Genomic DNA, 20,445 nt, shown 5'->3' on the forward strand with positions numbered 1-20,445 from the left:
CTATCTGACAGAAATACTTTAATTCAAACTTTCTTCTATCCTTCGTTTGAGCTGCCTTTTGCACTGTTCAGCATTAAGGTAAAAACTAGCCCCCTGCAGGTTATAAATATCCCAGCCAACTCTAATTAACTGCCGCTGTTTTCTCTTATCCTCCCACCATTGTTCAGGCGAATAAAATTGATCACCAGCACACTCAATCGCCATTCGATTTTGTTCTCCTTTAACTACTAGGTCAAGCACATGATTGCCGATTTGTTCCTTAACCGTTACATTGTATCCTTCAGCTTTTAACCACTGATAAACATCCTTTTCTAACTGTGTTTCACACTTAACGCTTCTGTTTTTCTGCTCTAAGTACTGATGATTTTTAATATAATCTAATAATTTATAGCGCATATCATCTTCATTATCTAATTCCTGCTCTAATTTAACCGAATGCACTAAAATCACTTGATCTCTAGCTCGACTAACTGCTACATTAAAACGCTGCCGGGCACTACTTCGCGTTAAAGCTCTAAAGCGCCGATTACTAGCAACCACCATTGATAATAGCATTACATCTCTTTCGTCTCCCTGGAATGTATAAGCATCACCAGCTAAAAATTTATGCTCTTCTTGCTCTTGGGGAGTTAGATAATCATCAATTTTAGCAGCAATATATTCCGCCTGCTTCTTTCCTTTAAGAGAGACAACCCCAAAAGTTTTATCCTGATACATTGGATCTTGGCTTAATTCCTTCACTTTCTCACAAATAACTTCTGCTTCTCGTTTATTTACTTTACCCTTACTATCAATTTCTCCCTCTTTGAGGTAAATATTTTCTAAAGTTGGCTTTAATCTTTGCTCTTCGCGTACATTACGCAGCGGTAATATCTTTCCTTCATAGAAATTTTGATTGCTAAATTCAATAATTTCAGGCAGTGAGCGGAAATGTTCTTTTAACATTAAATTATAGCGTCCGTCAAAGGTAGCTTTAGCAATATCATAAAGACTCGTCTTTAAATCCATCATATTTTTATTAGCTAAATCTTTTAAATGCTGTTCAATAAAGACCTCAATCTTATCCCGAGAAATTCCTACTACGCTAGGGCTAATCTGTTTTTCATCTCCCACAACAATCACCTTTTTAGCCCGGGCCAAAGCCAATAATGCTGTGATATTCGACTGGCTAGCTTCATCAATGATTAGCACATCAAAAGAATTCATCTCCCGCGTAATCGTCTCCGACACACGATAAAGCGGCATAATCCACGTGGGAACAGCATTTTTAGCCTTTTTCATATACTTTTGCGCTTCTTTACTCCATTTAGCAGCATTCTTCCCCGTACCTTTACCAATTCTATTAACTGCATGTTTCCATTTCTTCAAGGCATTAATATCAGCCTGTGAAGTATTTTCTTTTAATTTCAATTTCACTTTAGCTAAAACTAATTTACGCTTTAAATTAGTTAACTGTTCTTGAAATTCTTCTTGTTGTGTCTCTAATTCTGTTACTTTTTCTTGCTGACTAATAATCTCTTTTAAATACGACTCTAAAACCTTATGTTCCCAAGCTTCCTGCCAATCACTTAGATCTAAATCTAATACTTCATAATTTGCATCCAAGCATTTTTCTGCCCACTGTGGAGCTTGAGTAGCTAATTTATCTACTAATTCTTCAAATTCTTTGAATTGAGGTTTTAATTCTTCTAATTCCTGCAATTGATTATAATAAATCGACCACTGAGCTATTTTATCTTCTAATTCTTCTACTGCAGTGATATTTAAACAATCAATTAATTGTTCTACAGCAGGATGCCCATTCTGTTCTTGATAAATTTTTAATTCTTGTCGCATAGAATCAAATAACTCTTGAGCACGACTTAAATTACTTTCTTCCTCTTTTAACTTAAAGACATAATATAAATCTCTCAGTTGTTCAGCAAAATCACGCTGTTCAACATCTAATTCTCCAATAATAGTATCATCTAGTCTCTCTTTTAGCTGCGGCCGTAATTCATATTTATAAAGAAAAGCTTGCTGCAACTGCTCATAATTATGTTTGATTTTAGCAGTTACTTGCGTCGAAAATTCAGGCAATTGTCCCATAAAACTATTCTCTAAACCCTGCCAATGTGCAATGAACTTTTCAATCGTTAGTCTTAACTTAATATAATCTCTTACTGCAATCCATTCTTCTAAATCAGATACTTCATGATCATTAATCCTTATATTTCTTAAAGCCTGTTTTTTAGCATTATTAAAAAGGTTAAACCAAGATATAACACTTTTAGATTCTTTAACACGAGCAATAGCATCTTCTACATATTCTAAATAATCTCTTAGTTTAATTCGCTTATCTAAATCAACTTTAGTTGTACTCCCTACCTGCTGTTGCAATTCAGTTATCTGCTCAACTATTATCCCTAATTCATCAATTGCAGTTTTTAATTCCTCTTTGGCATCTTGATTTTTCTTAATAAAGTTTAAACTGCGCGAATAACTGACTTGATTATAAACATTTAAAGTTTCTTTAATTAGCTCTAGCAATTCTCCTACTTCATCTTCAGTCACTTTAAATACTAAATCAGGATAATCATGTTCTATTTTATTCTTTAATTCTCTAGCTTCTTTTAGTTGATGAGACATAATGCGGTATTTTTGCAAATCTACTAATTTATCAATATCTGGTAGTTCATACTGAACTAGTTCATCTAAATTAGGTTTTAGCTCTGCTCTTAATTGCTGCATCGTCTCCAATTCTTCTTTTGTTAAAGGAAAGTCACTCTTTAATAATACAACACCATCTTGCTGCTTGACTTCATAATCCGGTTCATCTTTAAACCAGCTATATTTCTCCTGTTCATGAGCCACTTTTTTAGCTGCTTTAGCAGGCGGTAAAGAATACTTCATACTCTCAGTTCTAACTTCTAATTCTGCTTGACCTAACTCTTGTAAATCATCGACTACGATCTCTAATCTGTCTTTAATTGTAGCAAATTGTTCTTCTAACTCTTCTACATCAGATTTCAACTGCGCATAACTTTGATTAGAGACAATATCAGAAATATCTGTAACTACTTCTTCTAATTTTTCTTTGCGATGTACATCAGTCTGAAAAACCGGCATTGTCAATGACTGTAATTGCTGAGGAATCATATCAGTTAATACCTTAAGTGCTTGGTCTTTTTGACTAGTAACTAGTACTTTCTCTCCTTGAGCCATAAAATGAGAGACTAAATTGGCAATAGTATGACTTTTACCTGTCCCCGGCGGACCTTGTACTACCACACCATTAGACTGTTCTAGACAGTCTAAAATTTTCACTTGTTCATCATTAGCTGGCTTAGGAAAAAGTATCTCTTGGTCTAAATAACTACTCCATTCATCATGAAAATTCTTATCCTCCCATTCAAAATTACTTTCTTCTGGGTCCGATAAAATATTTTTAATACTATCTGCTAAAGTTATTTTATCATCTGCTAACTGCTTTTTAAAAGCTTCAATATCATTCAATACTTCATTCTGTTTACGCTGACGCATAAATAAAACCCAATCATCAACAATCTGCAAATTTTCAGTGATTGCTGCTTGGGCAGGTTCTGAACTAGTAATCACTTCTCCATCAGCAGTAATTCCTGTTGCTTCATACAATAGATCTAAATAAGGATTATCTCCTGTGGAATTAAGGCTATTAATTTGATTAAATTTTTCTCGCAGCGCAGCTAATTGCGTAGCTCCTACATCAATTAACGGTTCTACTTCTAACTTCCACTGCGCATCATCAGGGGCAACTACTCTAATTTTATTTTCCTTTGGTTGATGTTCAATTACTGCATTACGAGTTAGAAGTGGATATCTTAACTGCTTTCCTTCTTGCTCCCACAGCAAAATACCATATCCTAAGACCAATTCTGTCTTTTCTTCATACTCTAAACGCTGCTTAATATTAAATAACTTATCAAACAATTTATGATTAGCAGTCACTGCTGCTGTTTTATTTTCTTCTTTAGAGTGAGGAGTCTCTTGTAAACGCTGCATAGTCAATAATTCACCCTGCGGCAAATAAAACTCATTACTAATTTTCAAGTGCTGCACTTCTTTAATTTCTGCTGCAGTCAATAAAAAATCATCATGATCCTGCAGATCATAAACTACCTTATAGCCTAATTTAACAACATCTGCTAAATAATCAAAAATCTTATGAGCTTTAGCTCGCAATTCTTGCTTCGCCATCCTACTAAACCCCCTTCTATTAACAACAAAAAAATAACATGTAAAAGAAATTACTTCTATTGTATAATAATTTTACAAAACTATCTTATTACCTCTATCAATTATAAATTATTTCACATTAATCCAATCTACTCTTCTTTCTTTATTTTCAACTTAGCTTTAAACATATATGCATTTAATTTTAGAGTATATGCTTAAGATTGTTTCTGTTTAATGTCTATCCTCTACAGACTTAGGATCAAGGGCATCACGCAGACCATCACCTAAAAGATTAAAACTCAATACAGCTATAAAAATCATCACTCCCGGCAGTAATAACCAGGGAAAAGAAGTCATTTTAGTCACTGATTGTGCTGCAGAAAGCATATTACCCCAACTAGCTTCTGGTTGTTGAATCCCTAAACCAATAAAACTTAAAGCTGATTCCATAATAATATAACTAGGAATAGCTAAAGTAGCCCGCACAATTACATAAGTAGAAGTTCGTGGTAAGATATGTTTAGTAATTATTCGCCAATCACTAGCTCCAATGGCCTTAGCTGCAGTAATATAATCTTCTTCTTTAATTGATAACACCAAACCACGAATTACTCTTGCCATCCCTGCCCAACCGATAAATGATAAAATTATAATAATTAAGAAAAATCTGAGGGTAGACGACATCTCAATAGGCAAAACAGCAGCTAAAGCTAATAATAAATAAAAACTAGGGATACTAAGCATCACTTCTACACCGCGCATTAATAAATTATCAATCCAGCCTCCATAATAACCAGCAATTCCTCCTATCAGCAAACCAAAGAAACTAGTGATCAATATTCCAGCAAAACCAAGAAACATCGAAACACGTCCCCCGTGTAATAAACGAGTTAATAAATCACGCCCATAATTATCAGTCCCTAATAAAAAGAGATGAGCAGGTTCTTCCACCCCGACTAGATGAAGCCGGGTCGGGATTAAGTGCCAAAATTTATACTGAGTGCCCTCGTAAAAGAATTTTAACGGATATTACTCCGTTTTAATTTCTTTAAACTCTCCCCAACCTACCTTTTTAGTTTCATAGACATAGGGCCAAGTTAGTCCACCATCATCAAATAAATGAATTTTACTGGGAGCATGAAAAAAATGCTGCTTAAAGGTTTCAGTGGGTCCATAGGGTCCTAAAAACCCAGCAAAAATAACTAATAGATATAAGCTTATAATTATGATTCCACTAATCAAAGCTATTTTATGGCGCTTAAAATAACACCAAAAAACCTGCAAACTTGACTCCTGATCTGCTAATGCTGCTAAATCTTCCTTTCCTACTCGACTACTATCTTCCACCTTGCAACCTCCTTAATCATATCTAATCCTTGGGTCTACTACTGCCAATAATATATCAGCCGCTAAATTACCAACTATTAATAATAAACTACTCATCATTAATCCCGCTTGAGCCAAATATATATCACGCGACATTACTGCCTCTAACATCATTTTTCCCAAACCAGGCCATCCAGTTACAATTTCCGTAATAGCAGCCCCACTTAATAAAGTACTAATACTAAAACCTAAAATAGTAATTAAAGGATTCACTGCATTACGAAACGCATGCTTATAAACTACCTTCTGTTCTGATAACCCTTTAGCTCGAGCAGTTTTAATATAATCTTCATTTATAGTTTCTAGCATTTGACCCCGCATTTGCCGCATTAATCCAGCTACATAAGCTGTACCTAAGACCACCGCTGGAATGACTAAGTGCTGAGCAACATCAATTACTTTCCCCCACTGTGAAAGCCATTCATAATTCATACTCGTCATGCCATTAATCGGCCAATCGATTCCACTCTGAGTAATTAAATATTGTAATAATAAAGCAAAGAAAAAATTAGGAATCGATAAACCAACAAAAGCAAATACAGTCGCTAGATTATCACTCCACTGATATTTATGAGTCGCGGCGTAAACACCAATGGGAATCGCAATTACCCAGCCAATTAGCAAAGCTGCCGAAGATAATATTAAGGTGTTCAATAATCTTGTCCCAATCACATGACTCACAGGCACATTCCATTTAAAAGAACGACCAAAATCTAAATGCAGCGCCCGCCACAACCAAAGTACATATTGTTTCCATACCGGCTGGTCAAGACCATAATCCTCTTTTAGCTGCTGCACTAATTGATCAGAAATATTAGGATTCATCTTCAATGTATCGAGATAATTCCCTGGAGCTAACTGCATCACGAAAAAACCAATTAGCGAAATCGCTAATAATAACGGTACAATCTGCAGTAACCTCCGGACAATATAAGATAACATAATTCAACTCCCTTCTCTCCTACTCAATAGTCTTCTTATTCAAGAGGCAGGGATATGATCCCTACCTCAAATTCATCTATTATATTTTAGTTTTATTACTTCTTTTTCCTTTTTTAATTTTGACTTCTTTACTGTTTTTTTCTTTTCTCGTCACTCATCACTGTCTTACTGTTCTTACTGTTTTACTGTCTTACCGCTTTTCTCTTTACTCTCTTCACTCATCACTCGTTACTCTTTACTTCTTCATTGCTTTATATAAATTTTTTCCGCATTCCAACTAACTCCACCATAGGCACTCACTTCAGTGTTCTTAACTCTATCCCGCACTCCATAAATCGCATTAGGAGCAACAGTATAAATAACTGGTACCTTATCAGCTACAATTTCCTGCCACTGATCATAATATTTTTTTCTTTGCTCTACAGAAGTAGCCTGCACACCTTTTTTAAACAACTCATCAATTCTTGCTTCCCATTCAGTAGCGGGCTTCTTTTGCCGCGGATTCCAAGCATGTAAACTACCACTTGATTTTCAGACATTGGCCCCTACATTAGGCTCTATACTCCCTGTAAAACCAATTAAAATAGCATCATAATTCCATTCGGAAGTTAATTGTTTAACCATCTTATTAAATTCAATTGGTGTTGTATGAATTTTCATTCCTAAGGCAGTTAAATCATTAGCAATTATATTCAACATTGCTTCTCGGTCTTTATTACCAGCATTAGTAACAAAATTAAATTCTACACGATGACCATTAGGACCAACTAGTTGCTCTTGCTCATTCCAACTAAAACCGCCTTCTTTTAATTCAGCTCTTGCTTTATCTAAATCATAATGATACTTTTGCACATCTTCATTTAAAAATTGCTGATTAGGTTTACTCACTGGACTCCACTGCGGGGTAGCCAAACCAGCAAAGACCTGCTCAGTAATTGTCTCTCTATCAACTGCATGAGCTACTGCCCGACGGAAATGCAAGTTAGTAAACCAGTCTAATTTCCACGGTTTTTTATCTAACTCAGGATTGCGAGGATTCATATTAAAAACTACGAAATTGCTGCTAAAAGTTGGCCCCGCATTAACTAATTGATATTTATTATTTTCTTGTTCAGATTTTTTCTTTAAACGCCGGTAATCTTTATTAGGTACTAAGATGAAATCCACTTTTTGCTGTTCAAATTTCAAAACTTGAGTTTCAGTACTATCCACTATTTCCCGAACCCATCGTTTAACATAAGGGTACTTTTTGCCACTTTCAGTTTCTTGCCAATAATGAGGATTTCCTTCCATCACTATCCTTTCACCAGGTTTATAATTTGCTATTATAAATGGTCCCGTCCCTACTATTTTAGCCGGGTCAGTATCAATTCCCCATTTTTCTTTAAACTCACCATTTTGCCAAGCTTGATATAATTTATGTTTAGGTATAATCGGTGGCTGCTGTCTTAAAAATGGTGCAAAAGGCTGCGGCAAAGTCATTTTAACTGTATACTTATCAACCTTTTCTACTTTAATCTTTTGGCCCCCAATTGTTAATACATCACGAGTACTAGTCGGTATATCTTCATCATAAATCACATTATAAGTAAAGATAACATCTTCAGCACTAAATTCTTCTCCATCATTCCACTTGACATCTTTTCTCAACTTAAAAGTCCAGACAGTACCATCATCATTTGCTGACCAACTTTTGGCTAATCCAGGCTCTAATTCTGTTGTTTTACCATTCACAGTAATTAAACTTTCAAAAATATAGCCCTCAAAAATATTACTACTAGAAGTCTCTTGCGCCATAATAGGATTAAAAGTCTTAGGATCTCCTAACTCAGTTGAAATTAAATTACCACCAAATTTACTGTCTGCTTGCTTTTGAGGAGGATTCGAACTCCCACCACAAGCTGTTAGTATTAAAGCTAAACTTAATACTAACATTACTAAACTAACAATTCTACTTTTGCTATCTAAATTCTTTAACATTATTTAAACTACTCCCTTCTCTCTTCTTTTAATCATTAAAAATACTCATTTGAATAAACTTCTCTTGGGGATCTTCCCGTAAAGTAACTAATAATTGATCTAAATTCATATCAGTAGTTACTCCTTTCTCACACCAATGCAATTGACATCCGCAATAATTTAAAGGCATTACCTGAGCTGGAATATTAAGACGTTGCAATTGATATCCTATCAATAATAAATTAGGAACACAAGCAATTACAATTAATCCTGTCTGCTGCTGCTCTCTCCATTGAGCAAAGTAATCTGCAAAACTATAAGCATGGTCAATAATTACAACTTCAAAATCACCTTGACTGCCTAAACTATCAATTAAATTAATATTACAATCTCGATCACAATGAGTACACTGTAAACCCAAATCTGTCTCCTGGGCAGCACATTCAGCAGCAGATTTATCTCTCATACAAGTTGGAGCTAAAATCACTCTTTCTTCTGTTTCTAAAAAATCTTTACGCTGCACTTGATTAATAATCTCTATTCCTAGCATGTTCAAATGATACTCTGGTTCTGCTTTAGTTCGCAGCAATATATCTTGTCTCCATAAATGTTTATTCTGTTTCCCCTTTAAAAAAGTCTTTACATTCTTAGTATATTGACTCAATCTTGCTTGACCTTGTTTTTGAAACCACTGAGCAAACTTCAGAGCTACTTTTAAATCATAACTAACTTTAACTGAATATTTACTATTAAAATACTTTTGCCAATTTTTAAATCGCTGTACTTCTTCTTGATATTCTCCCATCGACTCTAACCAGATAATTAGTTCATTAAGATCATCCTTATTCACAAATTCATAATTATAATTATCACGCTGGGCTGAGTGAAGCAAAGTAGTATTTAAAAACCCCTGTAATACATCAATTATTTTAGATAACTTGCTGTACTTAGCTTTAAACTCAATTAATTTACGCATAAATAAATAAGAAGTTTTTGAAGTCTGCAGCACATCATTCAAATAAAGGTTAGCTAATACTCCTAAAGATAAAAATTCAAAAATATATTCTTTACGATCCCGCAGTTCTTCAATTTCTTCTGCTGCAATAAAGTTCATAAAATCATTAATGATTTTACTATGATTTTCTTCTCCTTTAACAACTAATTTTTGAGCAAAATCTTTAATATCTTCATAATACTTATCTTGGGTCAAATCATAAGTGATTTCTTCCATTATACTCACCTGATTTCTTTGATTTTATACTTTTTAGTAGATTAAATCTCTATATTCATAACTTTGATCTAATTAAAATTGCTATTATTGACTATTTTAATTAATTCTTGATAATTATTAATATTCCTTGCTTATTACCACGGAATCTAAAAAATCACAACCAAAAATAAAAAAAGAGGAGCCAGTAACTGGCTCCCGAAATCTTAAAGGAGATGAGGTTCTAAAAAAATAAAATAATATATGGGCGGTTAGGGCAATATTTGCCCTGCATTTATAGTGTATCATAATTCACTCTAATATCCATTACATAGAGTTTAAAATTAGATTAAATTTAAGTAAACATCATCTATACAATTTAATTTTTCGCTAAATCTATTATAAAGATACTACCCTCTCCAACTTGACTTTCTACTTTTATTTCGCCTTGATGATCTTTAATGATTTTTTCAGCAATTGTTAAACCTAAGCCTAAACCCTTAATTTGATTATTATCTTGCGACCACTCTCCTTTAGTAGTATATAAAGGAAGAAATATTTTTTCTTGTACTTCATCTGACATTCCACTTCCTGTATCTTTGATCTTTATCCTAATCGTTTTTGAAGTTTCAGTCACTGCAATTGTAATCTTAGTATTTTCTTTAGTCATAACAGCTTGATAAGCATTAGTAATTATATTACTTAACGCCTTTTTTAATTTACTTTTATCAACTTTTATTTTAGAAACATCTTCATATCTTCTCTCTACTTCAACATTATACTCAGGCCAATTAAAATCAAACAATATATCTTCAATCAAATTTGTAATTAAACACTTTTGAGTATTATCACTCTTAGTCTCTACCATAGAATTAAGATCTAAAATTAATTGTTTAGCTTTGTTACATTGTTTTTTAATATCATTAATCATCTGAATGGATTTTTGTGGTAATTGATTATCATTCTTTTTACTCTCAAATAATATTAATTCAGCATCACCCATGACTATTGCTAACATATTATTAATTTGATGGGAAATACCTAAAGCTAATTGCCTCATTACTTGATTTTTGTTCTGCTGCATGATTTGCTGATGTGTCTTTTTAAATTCAGTCACATCTACACTAACAGTAAAAACACCTACAATTGAGTCTTGTTCATTGATTACAGGTTTAGCCATTACATAATAGACAATTTCTTGGTCAGAAAAGTGAAAAGTAATCCCTCGCCTTATCTTTTGACCTGTTTCTAATACCTTTCGTTTCAAACTCATTAATTTTTCAATCCCTGGTCCTTGCTCTAATTCATCATCTCGTTTTCCCACTGCCTTTTGGTTATTAAAATTACTATGAATATTATAAATCCACTCATATCTTAAATCTTCGTCACACTGGGCTACTATTAAATTACCTTCTCCTATTGCTAGTTCAATCCTATTGAAAAATTTTCGTAATTGATTATTTTCTTTTTCTAATTTTTCTAATTGATTGATTAATTGTTGTCTATCTTGCTGAATATAATTCATAAAAAAAACTCCAATCCAAGCAATTAAACTGCTTATATATATATAATTGCATAAATCTTTCAAAAGACCTCTTTTATTTACAAATATAAAAAATCCATCCTGGAAATTGAGGATGGATAACTAATCTTATTAAATTTATAAAAAATAACTAATCCCATAAACTATTATACCACCTAATTCAGTAAAAACTACATTTTTCCAATCAATTCTGTTTCTTTGTAAATAGGCTAAACTATAAATTTCTTGAGCAGCTATAATAATCGATAAAATTATAATTCCAGTTATCCAGCCAATTTGTAATAATAATAAAACTAAAGAAATTATAACTCCAAACCCTATTTTCTTAATCATTATTTACACCTTCTTTCTTAGAAAAATAGTTCACGAATTAAAGATACTTTACTTTATAATAACATTTTAACTGCCAAAAACCAACTTAAATTTCAATTTAATCCTTAAATATTTTATAATGTTATTAAATTACTTTTATAATTAATTATAGCATTACAGTAAATCTGATCGCAAATAAAATTATATTTCACAACAGACTGATAAAATTTATTTTTTAATTCAAACAGCCGGCATAAGCCGGCTGTGATTAAGAAATAAATTTATAAACTAAGCATCTTAAATTCACCTTTTTTATAAGTCACAAAATAGTCATCATTTAATTGAAAACCTAGGTAACCTGAATATTTATGTCCATCAAGATGGTTACTTACATTAGCATCACCTTGATAAGCACAACCTGGTACAATATCAACATTAAAACCATTTTCACGAACTAATACATCGACCCCTACTGGGCATTCTTCGTCAGTTTCATAATCTATTAAATAATCTTTTTCTACGTATTTTTCTGGCAACTTAACTAAAGTAAGTTCATCATCCTGCAGTTGAGCATAAGTAAGATAATTATTATCAATATCTAATAACTCATCAATTACTAACCACTCACCAGCAATATTAGTAGGTTCTCCATCTTCGCGAAAATAATTTCCATCAGGATAATCTCCCTGCCCATCAAAATAATTTTTCTCATTATCGTTAACAGCAACACCCTCTTCATTAAGCTCAATTACATCAATAGTTTTCACATTTATCTACCTCCCACCAAATATTTTAAAACAATTTACTTAACTAATATTGTTCTAGACACAAACTCTAAAACCTGCTTAATTAATAATTTTTTCACAATTACCTTGGCTATTAATGCAATTAAATCCAGTTCCTACTGAAATTTATTCTAATTTATATTATAATAAACTTAAATGTATAAATAAAGGAGGGATAAACTTGGATGAAGAGCAAGCTCGAAAAAAGGCTAAAGAGAGAGTAGCAGAATTAAAAGGTTTTTATAGGCATTTAGCAGTCTATTCAATTGTTAATACTATCTTATTAGTCATTAATTTAGTTAATAGTCCAAACCACTTGTGGTTTTACTGGCCATTATTAGGTTGGGGGATTGGGATAATGAGTCATGGGTTCAAAGTATTCAACTTGACTTCCTCCCTCTTTAAAACTTGGGAAGATAAAAAAATAAAAGAATTAACTAATAAATATCAACAAGAAGATGAAACAGATTAATATTTAACCTAAAGACAATCTAATATATACTTTTTTAAGCCAAAAATCAACCAGACACCGCAATGCGGTGTCTGGTATTACCCATTAAAAATGATAACTTGCTGATTATAAAATTAGGTTATTCCTCTTCAATCGGTAAATCAATAATATCTTCATTCTGCTTCTCTTTCCATGCTTTATAGCTCTTCACTTCCGAAGATAACTGCTGCACTGCTAAAGCAAAAGCTGCCGCATCATCAGTAAATCCAACTACAGGAATGAAATCTGGTACTAAATCCGTTGGCAACACTAAATAAGCTAAAGTAGCAATAATTAGTCCTAGAGAGTTATCATCTATATAGTATTTTTCATCAGAATGATCTTTGAGCATTGATACAAATAATCTAACTTTATCTAAAAACTGTAGTTTCTCACTTTTATCTTCTAAAAAGTTCTCTACTTTAGTTAAAATCTTAGTAATGCTTTCGTGACCTGTACCCCACTTATTAGCTAATTTACCTAAGAATCTTAATATTTCATTTTCAGTAAATTTCGGCATTTAAATTCCTCCCTTTGTGAATAAAACGTCATATTATTATAATTGTAGATAAATTATATTTTCCCTTCTTTTGCATAAAACAGCAAATATCATATAATACTCGCTTAAGCTTCTAGACTAAAATATTAATTAAAATAACCGGGCTTTTAACCCGGCTGATTTTCAATATACTATTTACTTTTTAATTTCCTTAACTCGAATCTCCAACTCCCCGCGGTAATCACCAGCTTCTATCTGCCACCACTCTTCTAAACCCGAAAAGTTAACTTTAATCCAACCGTTATAATTCTTATCAATCACAAAGGGATTCTTTCTCACCTGCGGCTTCGAACTAATATGATAGCAACTTTCTTTCTTCTTTTTAGGTTTATTATCTTGAATTCGGTAATCAATAGCCTCTCTTAACTCTGCAGCACCATATAAATCTAAATCGAGCCACACCAGTAATTTTTTACGGCTTGAATTTTTAACTTGAAAATGAATAAACTTCTGCGCCGGTTGACAGGGATTCAGATTAAAATTAATCTCCCGAGCTCTATTAGAAGGATATCTAAGAATTATTTTATTTGTTGGTTTAGCTTCCAAACCACAATTATAAGAAAAAAGAAAGATCAGCGAAAAAACTACACTTAAATTTACAATCCGTTTCACGATCTCCGCCTCCTTACTCTTCCACAGTGAAATTGAGTGTCTGCTTTTTTAATTCTTGGCCCTGCTGCTGAAATGTAATGATGGCTTTATATTTGCCCGGTGTTAGTTTTTTCGCTTGGCCTTGTAAGCGCTGACTAGTTTTGGGTAATATTTTCTGTCCTGCTTCTACAGTAATTAATCTTACCCGCTCTACAAATTCATCTTTAGCATTTTTAATGATTACTTCTGCTTGCGGAGCAACAAAAATATTTCCAGCATTAAATAAATCTAGTGATAACAAATCTCCTTTTTTTACGGACTGAGAATATAAACTCTTAACTTCAAGTTGATACTTATGCTCCTTGCCAATTACTGCTGTCACTGGTACTTTTCTTTGCGAAATAAATTTACCAGTTTCAGTATTAAAAGCCTTTAAGATAATATTTCCGTGATAACTACCTAGCTTAACTTTTTCTGGTACTATAGTAGTTAAAATAATCTTTCCTCTATTTCTAGCCCGCAATTTAAACTCTTTTCGCCCTCTAATTTTTAACCAGTCTACTAGCGAATTGCTGTAGTCTTTGCGTACATTACTAACTGCTGCTGTTACTTTGACATCTGAGCCAATCTCACTATTTAAGCGCACTACTTTGCTTTTATAGGCCTTTGGTTGTAAATTTAAGTCTAGTTGTTGTGGCTTAACTGTAAATGCGCCTAATTCTTCTGCGCTCGGTAAATCAAATTGTCCTTCTTTGACCTTAATATTTTTAGCTTTAATAATTTGACCATGGTCAGAATACTTAAAGAAAATTCGGAGTTCATAATCTCCGGGAGTTATTCTCTTAGTCACCTGCCCTAAATAAACTACTTTACTGCTGGGATACATTCTAGTTTTATCAATCTTAGGATTATTTCCTTGTGGACTTTTTAAGGTTACTCGCTCGACTAAACGGCGCTCTTGATCACGAATAGTAGCTTCTGCTGCTACTAAGTAATCTGTCTTAGATGGATTCTTTAACTTTGCCTGCACTTGTGGTTTCTTATCTTTATCTGCTCCTAAACCGAAGTCAACAACCTCCGCTTGGGGATAAATTCCTGGACGTTCAACTCGAATATTAATTCGGACTGCATAACGCACTTTCATTTGCAATCCATTTTTTTTAGTAGTTGTCTTCCCAGGTTCCACCATAATTACTACTGTGTAGGAACCTCCTGCACTAAAAGGAACTTTAACTGCACCTTTAACTGTTTTTTTCTCATCAGGATAAACAGTCACTTGCTTTTCCTCCAAATTAACCCATTCTTTAGCAACAAATTTAGACGTATCTTGTTTATATTTCAAACCTCCTGATAGTAATTGAACTGGTTTATAAAAAGAAAAATCAACTTTTTCTTCTTTACCGCTAGGAGTTAAAGTTAATTCAAATTCATGAGTATCCCCTGGCTGAGCCTTAATATCGATAACTAATGGTTTGACTCCTGCTGCATAAACATTAGCTATACTTGAGCCAATAAAAAAGAAAAATATTACTAAAAATATTGTCAACTGTTTATTAGTTCTCATTCTTTAATGCCCCCTACTTAATCTAAATTAAACACTAAAAATTTTCTAAAAAGATTCAACTGTCAAAGTAATTTTACCTACATAATGACCAGCTTCAACTCGCCAAAATTCTTCTGGCATTGCAATTTTAGATGCTAATATATATTTTGTTGTACCCCATACTCCCGGTAAATAAGCTGAATTCTCTCCGGGAATAATTTTCCGAGCAAAACCAATTGGTCCACAAATAGGCAGTAAATAACTATAAAAAGTTTTTGGCTTGCCCCATTTGTTATGTAATACTGACTTACTATCACTATGAGCTGGATAACTAGCTTCAGCTCGAATTCTGAAGAAAGTATTTGACCTGACTGTTACTTCTTGCCTCGCCCATTTAACTTCTCCACCTTGACCTGTAAAAGGCGAACCTTCTCCATTAGTGGAACTTTTATCTCGTGACCACCGCAACCGATTCTTTAAAGAAAGCCACTCGGGAGCATCATAATCAATCCACGCATCCTCCTCAATATCATCACACTGAATTTTCACATACTTGTCTACCTTGCAGTTAATACCAACTTGATTACTGTTAGAGGCAAGATTACCGTAAGCAGTGCCAACTACCAAAAACACAAATAAGATCAATAACATACTGCTGTTAAAAATTAGTTTCATTAGTCATCTCTCCTTTTCTAAATTAAACCTTTTTATTAGTTTACAACTTTTCTAAAATTCTATCTAATTCAATAAGAAAGCAGGTGCCTACTCTTAAAAAATAGACACCTGAAGCATTTAGCTTTATTATTCTTCAGAATCAGTAGTTTTAGCTGCTACAGTTACAGTAACTACTCCACTGTAATCTCCAGCTTCAATACTTTCCCAAGCACCATCTTCATTATCAACATGACTTAATTCTGCTTTAACACCAATAGAATCATCTTCGTTAATACCACCATTTACATAATCAAATTCATCATCTTCATTACTAGATAAAACAAGATTGTTATTGTCAGTAAATTTATCTGTAATTTCTGATGTTACAGTAATTGCTGTATTGGCTTTAACATTATAATTAATTGTACCAGTAGCAGTATTATTTTCTGGGTCAATATTATCTAAATTAACCTCTGTTGTTTCTAAATTAAGTTCAGCATAAGGATCAACTGTTACATTAACATCTACATCAGTGTCATTACCAATATCATTGCTTGCCATTGTTACTGCACTCACACCTAAGACCATTACTAACGCTAAAATTAAAGTTATTACTTTTTTCATGAGAAAATCCCCCTCAGTTTTTTTGGTTTTAAAATTGTTTTCCGTTGTTCCTAGTAACAGATAATTGCTTTATCTGTTATGTATTGCTTACTCTTATCTTCTCTATATCACCTCCCAAAAAAGATATCTTAGACCAGAACTCTAGAGTCCTTCAACGAATTTTATATAAACAATTTCTGAGTTATCTAAAAAATCAATTTCACTTTTTACCTCCAAACCTATATTATGAAATAATTCTTAAATTATTCGTTAAAATTAAAAATTGTCCCCAAGTATATTTTTCCATCAGTGTTATAATTCTCTTCCCATTCCGCTACAAGCCCCCAACTAGGATTGAAGTAATAACTAATTGCAGCGCGATTGAAATAGTCATCATCTATTTTGGTATTCGAATACCATATATTCCAATCTGTAGTATCTAATTCTAATTTAGCCTCTAAGATAGAATCTTTATTTATATCCTCTTTTACCCCTTCTAAAACTGGAAAATAGATAACTTCAAAAGCTAAATTTTTCGTCCATTGAATTCTATCTCCAAATCCTAAAGCAGCCCCTGCCTCTAATTGCTGCTCAATTCTATTATCTATCCGTCCTACTAAAAAGAGACCTCTTTGCTCTGATAAATTATAACTAAAATCACCAGAATAAATAAACTCTTCATTTTCATGAGCCAGTTCGATTTTACACTGGAACTTATTATTTACATAATTGTACTTCATTTTCTCTGCTTTTTTAGCTAGATACAGAGCAATTTTATTCTCTTTTAGTTGAGATTTATCTTCTCTGCTGGCAAAGAGGCTATTAATATCTTTCATATTTCCAATTGCTATTAAAGAATTATCTTCAATAGCATCAGGATTTACAATAGAAGCAGTCAAATAAAGAACAAAATATCTATAACTAGAATTATTATTTTTAGTTACTTTCTGTCTTAAAATTGTGATTGGTTGTTCTTTAATTGTAGTGATTGCACTATTCATTTCTAGTTTTGATTTATTTCCTTCAACACTACAGTGCTTAAATTTAATATTAGTCATAATCTTATTTTGCTGTTGATTAATCAGCAGCGGTTTTATTTCAAATTTAAATTGAGTGCGTTGGTCATCACTATAATTATTTTCTTCCCAATTAATTAATCGCTCTGTAAACTCAATTGCTGCCTGCTTACGATTAATCGTAGTCAACCACGCATTATAGTGTAATCTCGACTGTTCTTCTTTGCCCCCTCCCCGCAGCATAAAAAAATTCTTTTTCTCAACATTATGTATATAATTTAACCAGTCTTGATTGTTAATCACCTGCCATTCCTTGGCCCCCGATTTTTGTTCATTAAATTCTATATTTAAAGATTTTTCAATTTCAGATCTCATTTCAATAAATTCTAAAGAATAAATTATAACCGCTTCTTTTGCTGCTTCTACTGGGGAGACAATAATAATTGAAAGTAACACTAAAATAATAATTGACTTTACTTTAAACATTATTAATCCCACCACCTATGATTGACTTTGAATCGTTGGCGTTACTAAAATCAACAATTCTCTTTTATCTTTACGTTTGCTTTTTCTACTAAAGAACCAACGTACTAAAGGAATCTTATTAAAACCAGGCATCCCTTCTTCATATTCTGCTTCATTCTCTTTGGTCATCCCCGCTAAAATAGCTGTTTGACCACTTTTTAAACGTAAACTAGTAGTTAATGAATTTTTACGGACTATAATATCAGGTCGTTTTTCATTTAAAAAATGGCTGATTTCAGGACTTACTTGTAAATCAATCAATTCTTCGCCTCTCACTTCAGCAGTTAAATTCAATTTCATTCCTACTTCTATCTCTTCAATTCTAGAATCATCATCATAATCATCATCTGAAGAATCAATAATGATATTCTCTTCTTTACCAACAAATAATTTAGCATTCTCCCCTGAAGTAACTAAGACATGAGGATCAGCTCTTACCTCGGCTTGATGTTCTTTCTCTAACATCCGTAACTGCCCTAGAAACTTACCGTAAATATCCCCTTCAAAAGTCAATAATCCATCATCTAAATCATAGCTGGCAGTTTTATTAGGATCACCATCTTTATTATAATTAAACAATTTATTGCCTATTTCTCTCATTTGACTTGAATTAACCTCAGTAATTATCACTTTTATTTTCACTTGTGGTCGCGGTTGATCTAATTCTTTAATAAATGATTTAATTCGAGTTAACTTCTGGGTAGGAGCACTAATAGTTATGATATTATCCTCGGTATTACCATGTACATAAGACCTAAAGAAATTAGGTAGTAAAGTAAATACCTGCTTAGAACTAATATGATCTAAACGGATAATCTCTATCTCACTCAGTTTACTGAAAGTATTACTTTTAGGACTCGGAAGTCCCACTAAATAGAAATCTTCAATCTTACGGTATGTATAACCCCCACTAGCTAATATTCTTTCTAATACTTTTTCTAACGGCATTTCTTGAAATTCTGCTGTTACCTGCCCTCCGACTGTTTGGTCCGGAATAATATTAACACCTGTTTGCAATGAAATTTCTTTTAATGCTTCCCTTAAATCAGTACTAAAAAAAGTAATAGTTACTACAGGCTCTTCTTGAGTCTGCTGCTCAGTATCAGCAGCATTTACTGGCTGGACTGTTAATACTAAAAATAAGGTTAACACTAAAATCATTGGTCCAATTTTCTGTTTCAACATATTCTTCCCCCTCGTAAAGTGAAATCTAATCTAATGTTATTACTTTACTTGCGGTTATATTACTATTAATTTGAAATATATATAATTTGTCCAATTCAATAGTTAGATTAAGAGTAGTTACAATTCCTTTTAGCACACCCATTTATTAAAATATGTTAAATGAGTTAAAATGTTGATAATGTGAAATAGAACTGCTATACTAATACTAAATGATTAATTGATTGTAAATACAAATAAATTAATCTTAAAGAGAGGAGCTAAAAAATGAATCAAGAGCAAGTTGTTGCTAATGATTTGTCTGAACAGGAACTTTTCAGCAAAGTTTTTGGCTGGATGGCTTTAGCCTTAGGTATTACTGCAGTAGTTAGCATGTTAACGATTAAATCAGGATTAGTTAGACCAATCGTTACTAATCCATTTATCTTCTTTGGTCTTATGATTGGCGAGTTAATTATGGTGGTGATTTTATCAGGGAAAATTCAAAAATTATCTCTATCAGCTGCGCAACTAATTTTCTTTGCTTATGCTGCTTTAAATGGTCTAACTTTTTCGGCAATATTCTTAGCTTATACTAGTACTTCAATTGTTTCTACATTTGCTATTGCAGCAGGAATTTTTAGTTTTATGGCTGTTTATGGTTATCAAACCGAGCAAGATTTAACTTCCTTTGGCAGTTATGCCCTTATGGGAATTGTGGGATTGATTATTGCTAGTATAGTTAATATTTTTCTGCATAGTTCTATGCTTTATTGGATTATTACTTATGGAGGAGTAATCCTATTTACTGGTTTAACAGCTTATGATACTCAAAAAATAAAAAATCTAGCTCAAAGTAGCAGAGCTAGTGATAAAATAGCAGTATTAGGAGCTTTATCTCTCTATCTAGATTTTATTAACTTATTTATCTATTTACTACGTATTTTCGGTAAGAAAAAATAAATATGAATTAAA

Annotated in this window: 19 protein-coding genes; 2 read left to right on the forward strand and 17 right to left on the reverse strand. The window is 32.7% G+C overall.

Translation table 11 applies throughout. The features are described from left to right. Positions 1-18: 18 nt before the first annotated feature. From JOC47_RS05905 to JOC47_RS05945, 10 genes are all read right to left on the reverse strand, one after another. The gene (locus JOC47_RS05905) at positions 19-4,215 is read right to left on the reverse strand and encodes an AAA domain-containing protein (RefSeq protein WP_204701138.1); all 4,197 of its coding nucleotides are present in this window, start codon (positions 4,213-4,215) and stop codon (positions 19-21) included. 210 nt (positions 4,216-4,425) lie between these two features. After that, the gene (locus tag JOC47_RS15390) at positions 4,426-5,145 is read right to left on the reverse strand and encodes an ABC transporter permease (RefSeq protein WP_338035326.1); all 720 of its coding nucleotides are present in this window, start codon (positions 5,143-5,145) and stop codon (positions 4,426-4,428) included. 78 nt (positions 5,146-5,223) lie between these two features. Beyond that, entirely contained in the window at positions 5,224-5,541 is a 318-nt protein-coding gene (locus JOC47_RS15395; protein WP_338035327.1) for an ABC transporter permease family protein, read from the reverse strand. 12 nt (positions 5,542-5,553) lie between these two features. Continuing rightward, positions 5,554-6,522 carry an ABC transporter permease gene (locus tag JOC47_RS05915; RefSeq protein ID WP_204701139.1) on the reverse strand — a complete coding sequence of 323 codons (969 nt, stop codon included), beginning with the start codon at positions 6,520-6,522 and terminating at the stop codon, positions 5,554-5,556. 243 nt (positions 6,523-6,765) lie between these two features. After that, complete coding sequence (locus JOC47_RS05920) at positions 6,766-6,975, reverse strand: hypothetical protein (RefSeq protein WP_204701140.1); 210 nt, start codon at positions 6,973-6,975, stop codon at positions 6,766-6,768. Between the two features lie 78 nt (positions 6,976-7,053). Continuing rightward, positions 7,054-8,502 (reverse strand): ABC transporter substrate-binding protein, encoded by a 1,449-nt coding sequence (locus JOC47_RS05925; protein ID WP_204701141.1) that lies wholly within the window; start codon positions 8,500-8,502, stop codon positions 7,054-7,056. A gap of 28 nt (positions 8,503-8,530) precedes the next feature. Then, a complete protein-coding gene (locus JOC47_RS05930; RefSeq protein ID WP_204701142.1) occupies positions 8,531-9,712 on the reverse strand; it encodes a DUF116 domain-containing protein in 1,182 nt (393 codons plus the stop codon). Between the two features lie 355 nt (positions 9,713-10,067). Further along, the gene (locus JOC47_RS05935; protein ID WP_204701143.1) at positions 10,068-11,213 is read right to left on the reverse strand and encodes a two-component system sensor histidine kinase NtrB; all 1,146 of its coding nucleotides are present in this window, start codon (positions 11,211-11,213) and stop codon (positions 10,068-10,070) included. A gap of 135 nt (positions 11,214-11,348) precedes the next feature. Further along, positions 11,349-11,564, reverse strand: coding sequence for a hypothetical protein (locus tag JOC47_RS05940; protein ID WP_204701144.1), 216 nt, complete (start codon positions 11,562-11,564; stop codon positions 11,349-11,351). A gap of 260 nt (positions 11,565-11,824) precedes the next feature. Continuing rightward, positions 11,825-12,310: a hypothetical protein gene (locus JOC47_RS05945; protein ID WP_204701145.1), complete on the reverse strand. Its 486-nt coding sequence runs from the start codon at positions 12,308-12,310 to the stop codon at positions 11,825-11,827. A 199-nt stretch (positions 12,311-12,509) separates the two neighbouring features. On the opposite strand from JOC47_RS05945, the gene JOC47_RS05950 reads away from it, so the two are divergent. Further along, positions 12,510-12,800: a 2TM domain-containing protein gene (locus JOC47_RS05950; protein ID WP_204701146.1), complete on the forward strand. Its 291-nt coding sequence runs from the start codon at positions 12,510-12,512 to the stop codon at positions 12,798-12,800. Positions 12,801-12,918: 118 nt separating this feature from the next. On the opposite strand, the gene JOC47_RS05955 is transcribed toward JOC47_RS05950, so the two are convergent. The 7 genes from JOC47_RS05955 to JOC47_RS05985 form a co-directional block, all read right to left on the reverse strand. Beyond that, positions 12,919-13,338, reverse strand: a complete 420-nt coding sequence (locus JOC47_RS05955) for a YkvA family protein (protein ID WP_204701147.1) — start codon at positions 13,336-13,338, stop codon at positions 12,919-12,921. 174 nt (positions 13,339-13,512) lie between these two features. Further along, positions 13,513-13,989: a hypothetical protein gene (locus JOC47_RS05960; RefSeq protein WP_204701148.1), complete on the reverse strand. Its 477-nt coding sequence runs from the start codon at positions 13,987-13,989 to the stop codon at positions 13,513-13,515. Positions 13,990-14,002: 13 nt separating this feature from the next. Continuing rightward, positions 14,003-15,532, reverse strand: a complete 1,530-nt coding sequence (locus tag JOC47_RS05965; RefSeq protein WP_204701149.1) for a COG1470 family protein — start codon at positions 15,530-15,532, stop codon at positions 14,003-14,005. Between the two features lie 45 nt (positions 15,533-15,577). Beyond that, a complete protein-coding gene (locus tag JOC47_RS05970; protein ID WP_204701150.1) occupies positions 15,578-16,186 on the reverse strand; it encodes a hypothetical protein in 609 nt (202 codons plus the stop codon). A 126-nt stretch (positions 16,187-16,312) separates the two neighbouring features. Then, the gene (locus JOC47_RS05975; protein ID WP_204701151.1) at positions 16,313-16,789 is read right to left on the reverse strand and encodes a hypothetical protein; all 477 of its coding nucleotides are present in this window, start codon (positions 16,787-16,789) and stop codon (positions 16,313-16,315) included. Between the two features lie 242 nt (positions 16,790-17,031). Next, positions 17,032-18,270: a hypothetical protein gene (locus JOC47_RS05980; protein WP_204701152.1), complete on the reverse strand. Its 1,239-nt coding sequence runs from the start codon at positions 18,268-18,270 to the stop codon at positions 17,032-17,034. A 15-nt stretch (positions 18,271-18,285) separates the two neighbouring features. Next, on the reverse strand, positions 18,286-19,494 hold the full coding sequence (locus JOC47_RS05985) for a secretin GspD/PilQ domain-containing protein (RefSeq protein ID WP_204701153.1): 1,209 nt from the start codon (positions 19,492-19,494) through the stop codon (positions 18,286-18,288). 264 nt (positions 19,495-19,758) lie between these two features. On the opposite strand from JOC47_RS05985, the gene JOC47_RS05990 reads away from it, so the two are divergent. Further along, on the forward strand, positions 19,759-20,433 hold the full coding sequence (locus JOC47_RS05990) for a Bax inhibitor-1/YccA family protein (RefSeq protein WP_204701154.1): 675 nt from the start codon (positions 19,759-19,761) through the stop codon (positions 20,431-20,433). Positions 20,434-20,445: the final 12 nt, after the last annotated feature.

The organism is Halanaerobacter jeridensis (genome assembly GCF_016908315.1).
GTDB classification, from domain to species: Bacteria; Bacillota; Halanaerobiia; order Halobacteroidales; family Halobacteroidaceae; genus Halanaerobacter; species Halanaerobacter jeridensis.

Coding starts and splice junctions, on each gene's coding strand:
- JOC47_RS05990 (WP_204701154.1), top strand. CDS start 19,759: ATGAATCAAGAGCAAGTTGTTGCTAATGATTTGTCTGAACAGGAACTT.
- JOC47_RS05915 (WP_204701139.1), bottom strand. CDS start 6,522: ATGTTATCTTATATTGTCCGGAGGTTACTGCAGATTGTACCGTTATTA.
- JOC47_RS05965 (WP_204701149.1), bottom strand. CDS start 15,532: ATGAGAACTAATAAACAGTTGACAATATTTTTAGTAATATTTTTCTTT.
- JOC47_RS05925 (WP_204701141.1), bottom strand. CDS start 8,502: ATGTTAAAGAATTTAGATAGCAAAAGTAGAATTGTTAGTTTAGTAATG.
- JOC47_RS05905 (WP_204701138.1), bottom strand. CDS start 4,215: ATGGCGAAGCAAGAATTGCGAGCTAAAGCTCATAAGATTTTTGATTAT.
- JOC47_RS05980 (WP_204701152.1), bottom strand. CDS start 18,270: ATGTTTAAAGTAAAGTCAATTATTATTTTAGTGTTACTTTCAATTATT.
- JOC47_RS05975 (WP_204701151.1), bottom strand. CDS start 16,789: ATGAAAAAAGTAATAACTTTAATTTTAGCGTTAGTAATGGTCTTAGGT.
- JOC47_RS05985 (WP_204701153.1), bottom strand. CDS start 19,494: ATGTTGAAACAGAAAATTGGACCAATGATTTTAGTGTTAACCTTATTT.
- JOC47_RS05935 (WP_204701143.1), bottom strand. CDS start 11,213: ATGAATTATATTCAGCAAGATAGACAACAATTAATCAATCAATTAGAA.
- JOC47_RS05940 (WP_204701144.1), bottom strand. CDS start 11,564: ATGATTAAGAAAATAGGGTTTGGAGTTATAATTTCTTTAGTTTTATTA.
- JOC47_RS05955 (WP_204701147.1), bottom strand. CDS start 13,338: ATGCCGAAATTTACTGAAAATGAAATATTAAGATTCTTAGGTAAATTA.
- JOC47_RS05930 (WP_204701142.1), bottom strand. CDS start 9,712: ATGGAAGAAATCACTTATGATTTGACCCAAGATAAGTATTATGAAGAT.
- JOC47_RS05970 (WP_204701150.1), bottom strand. CDS start 16,186: ATGAAACTAATTTTTAACAGCAGTATGTTATTGATCTTATTTGTGTTT.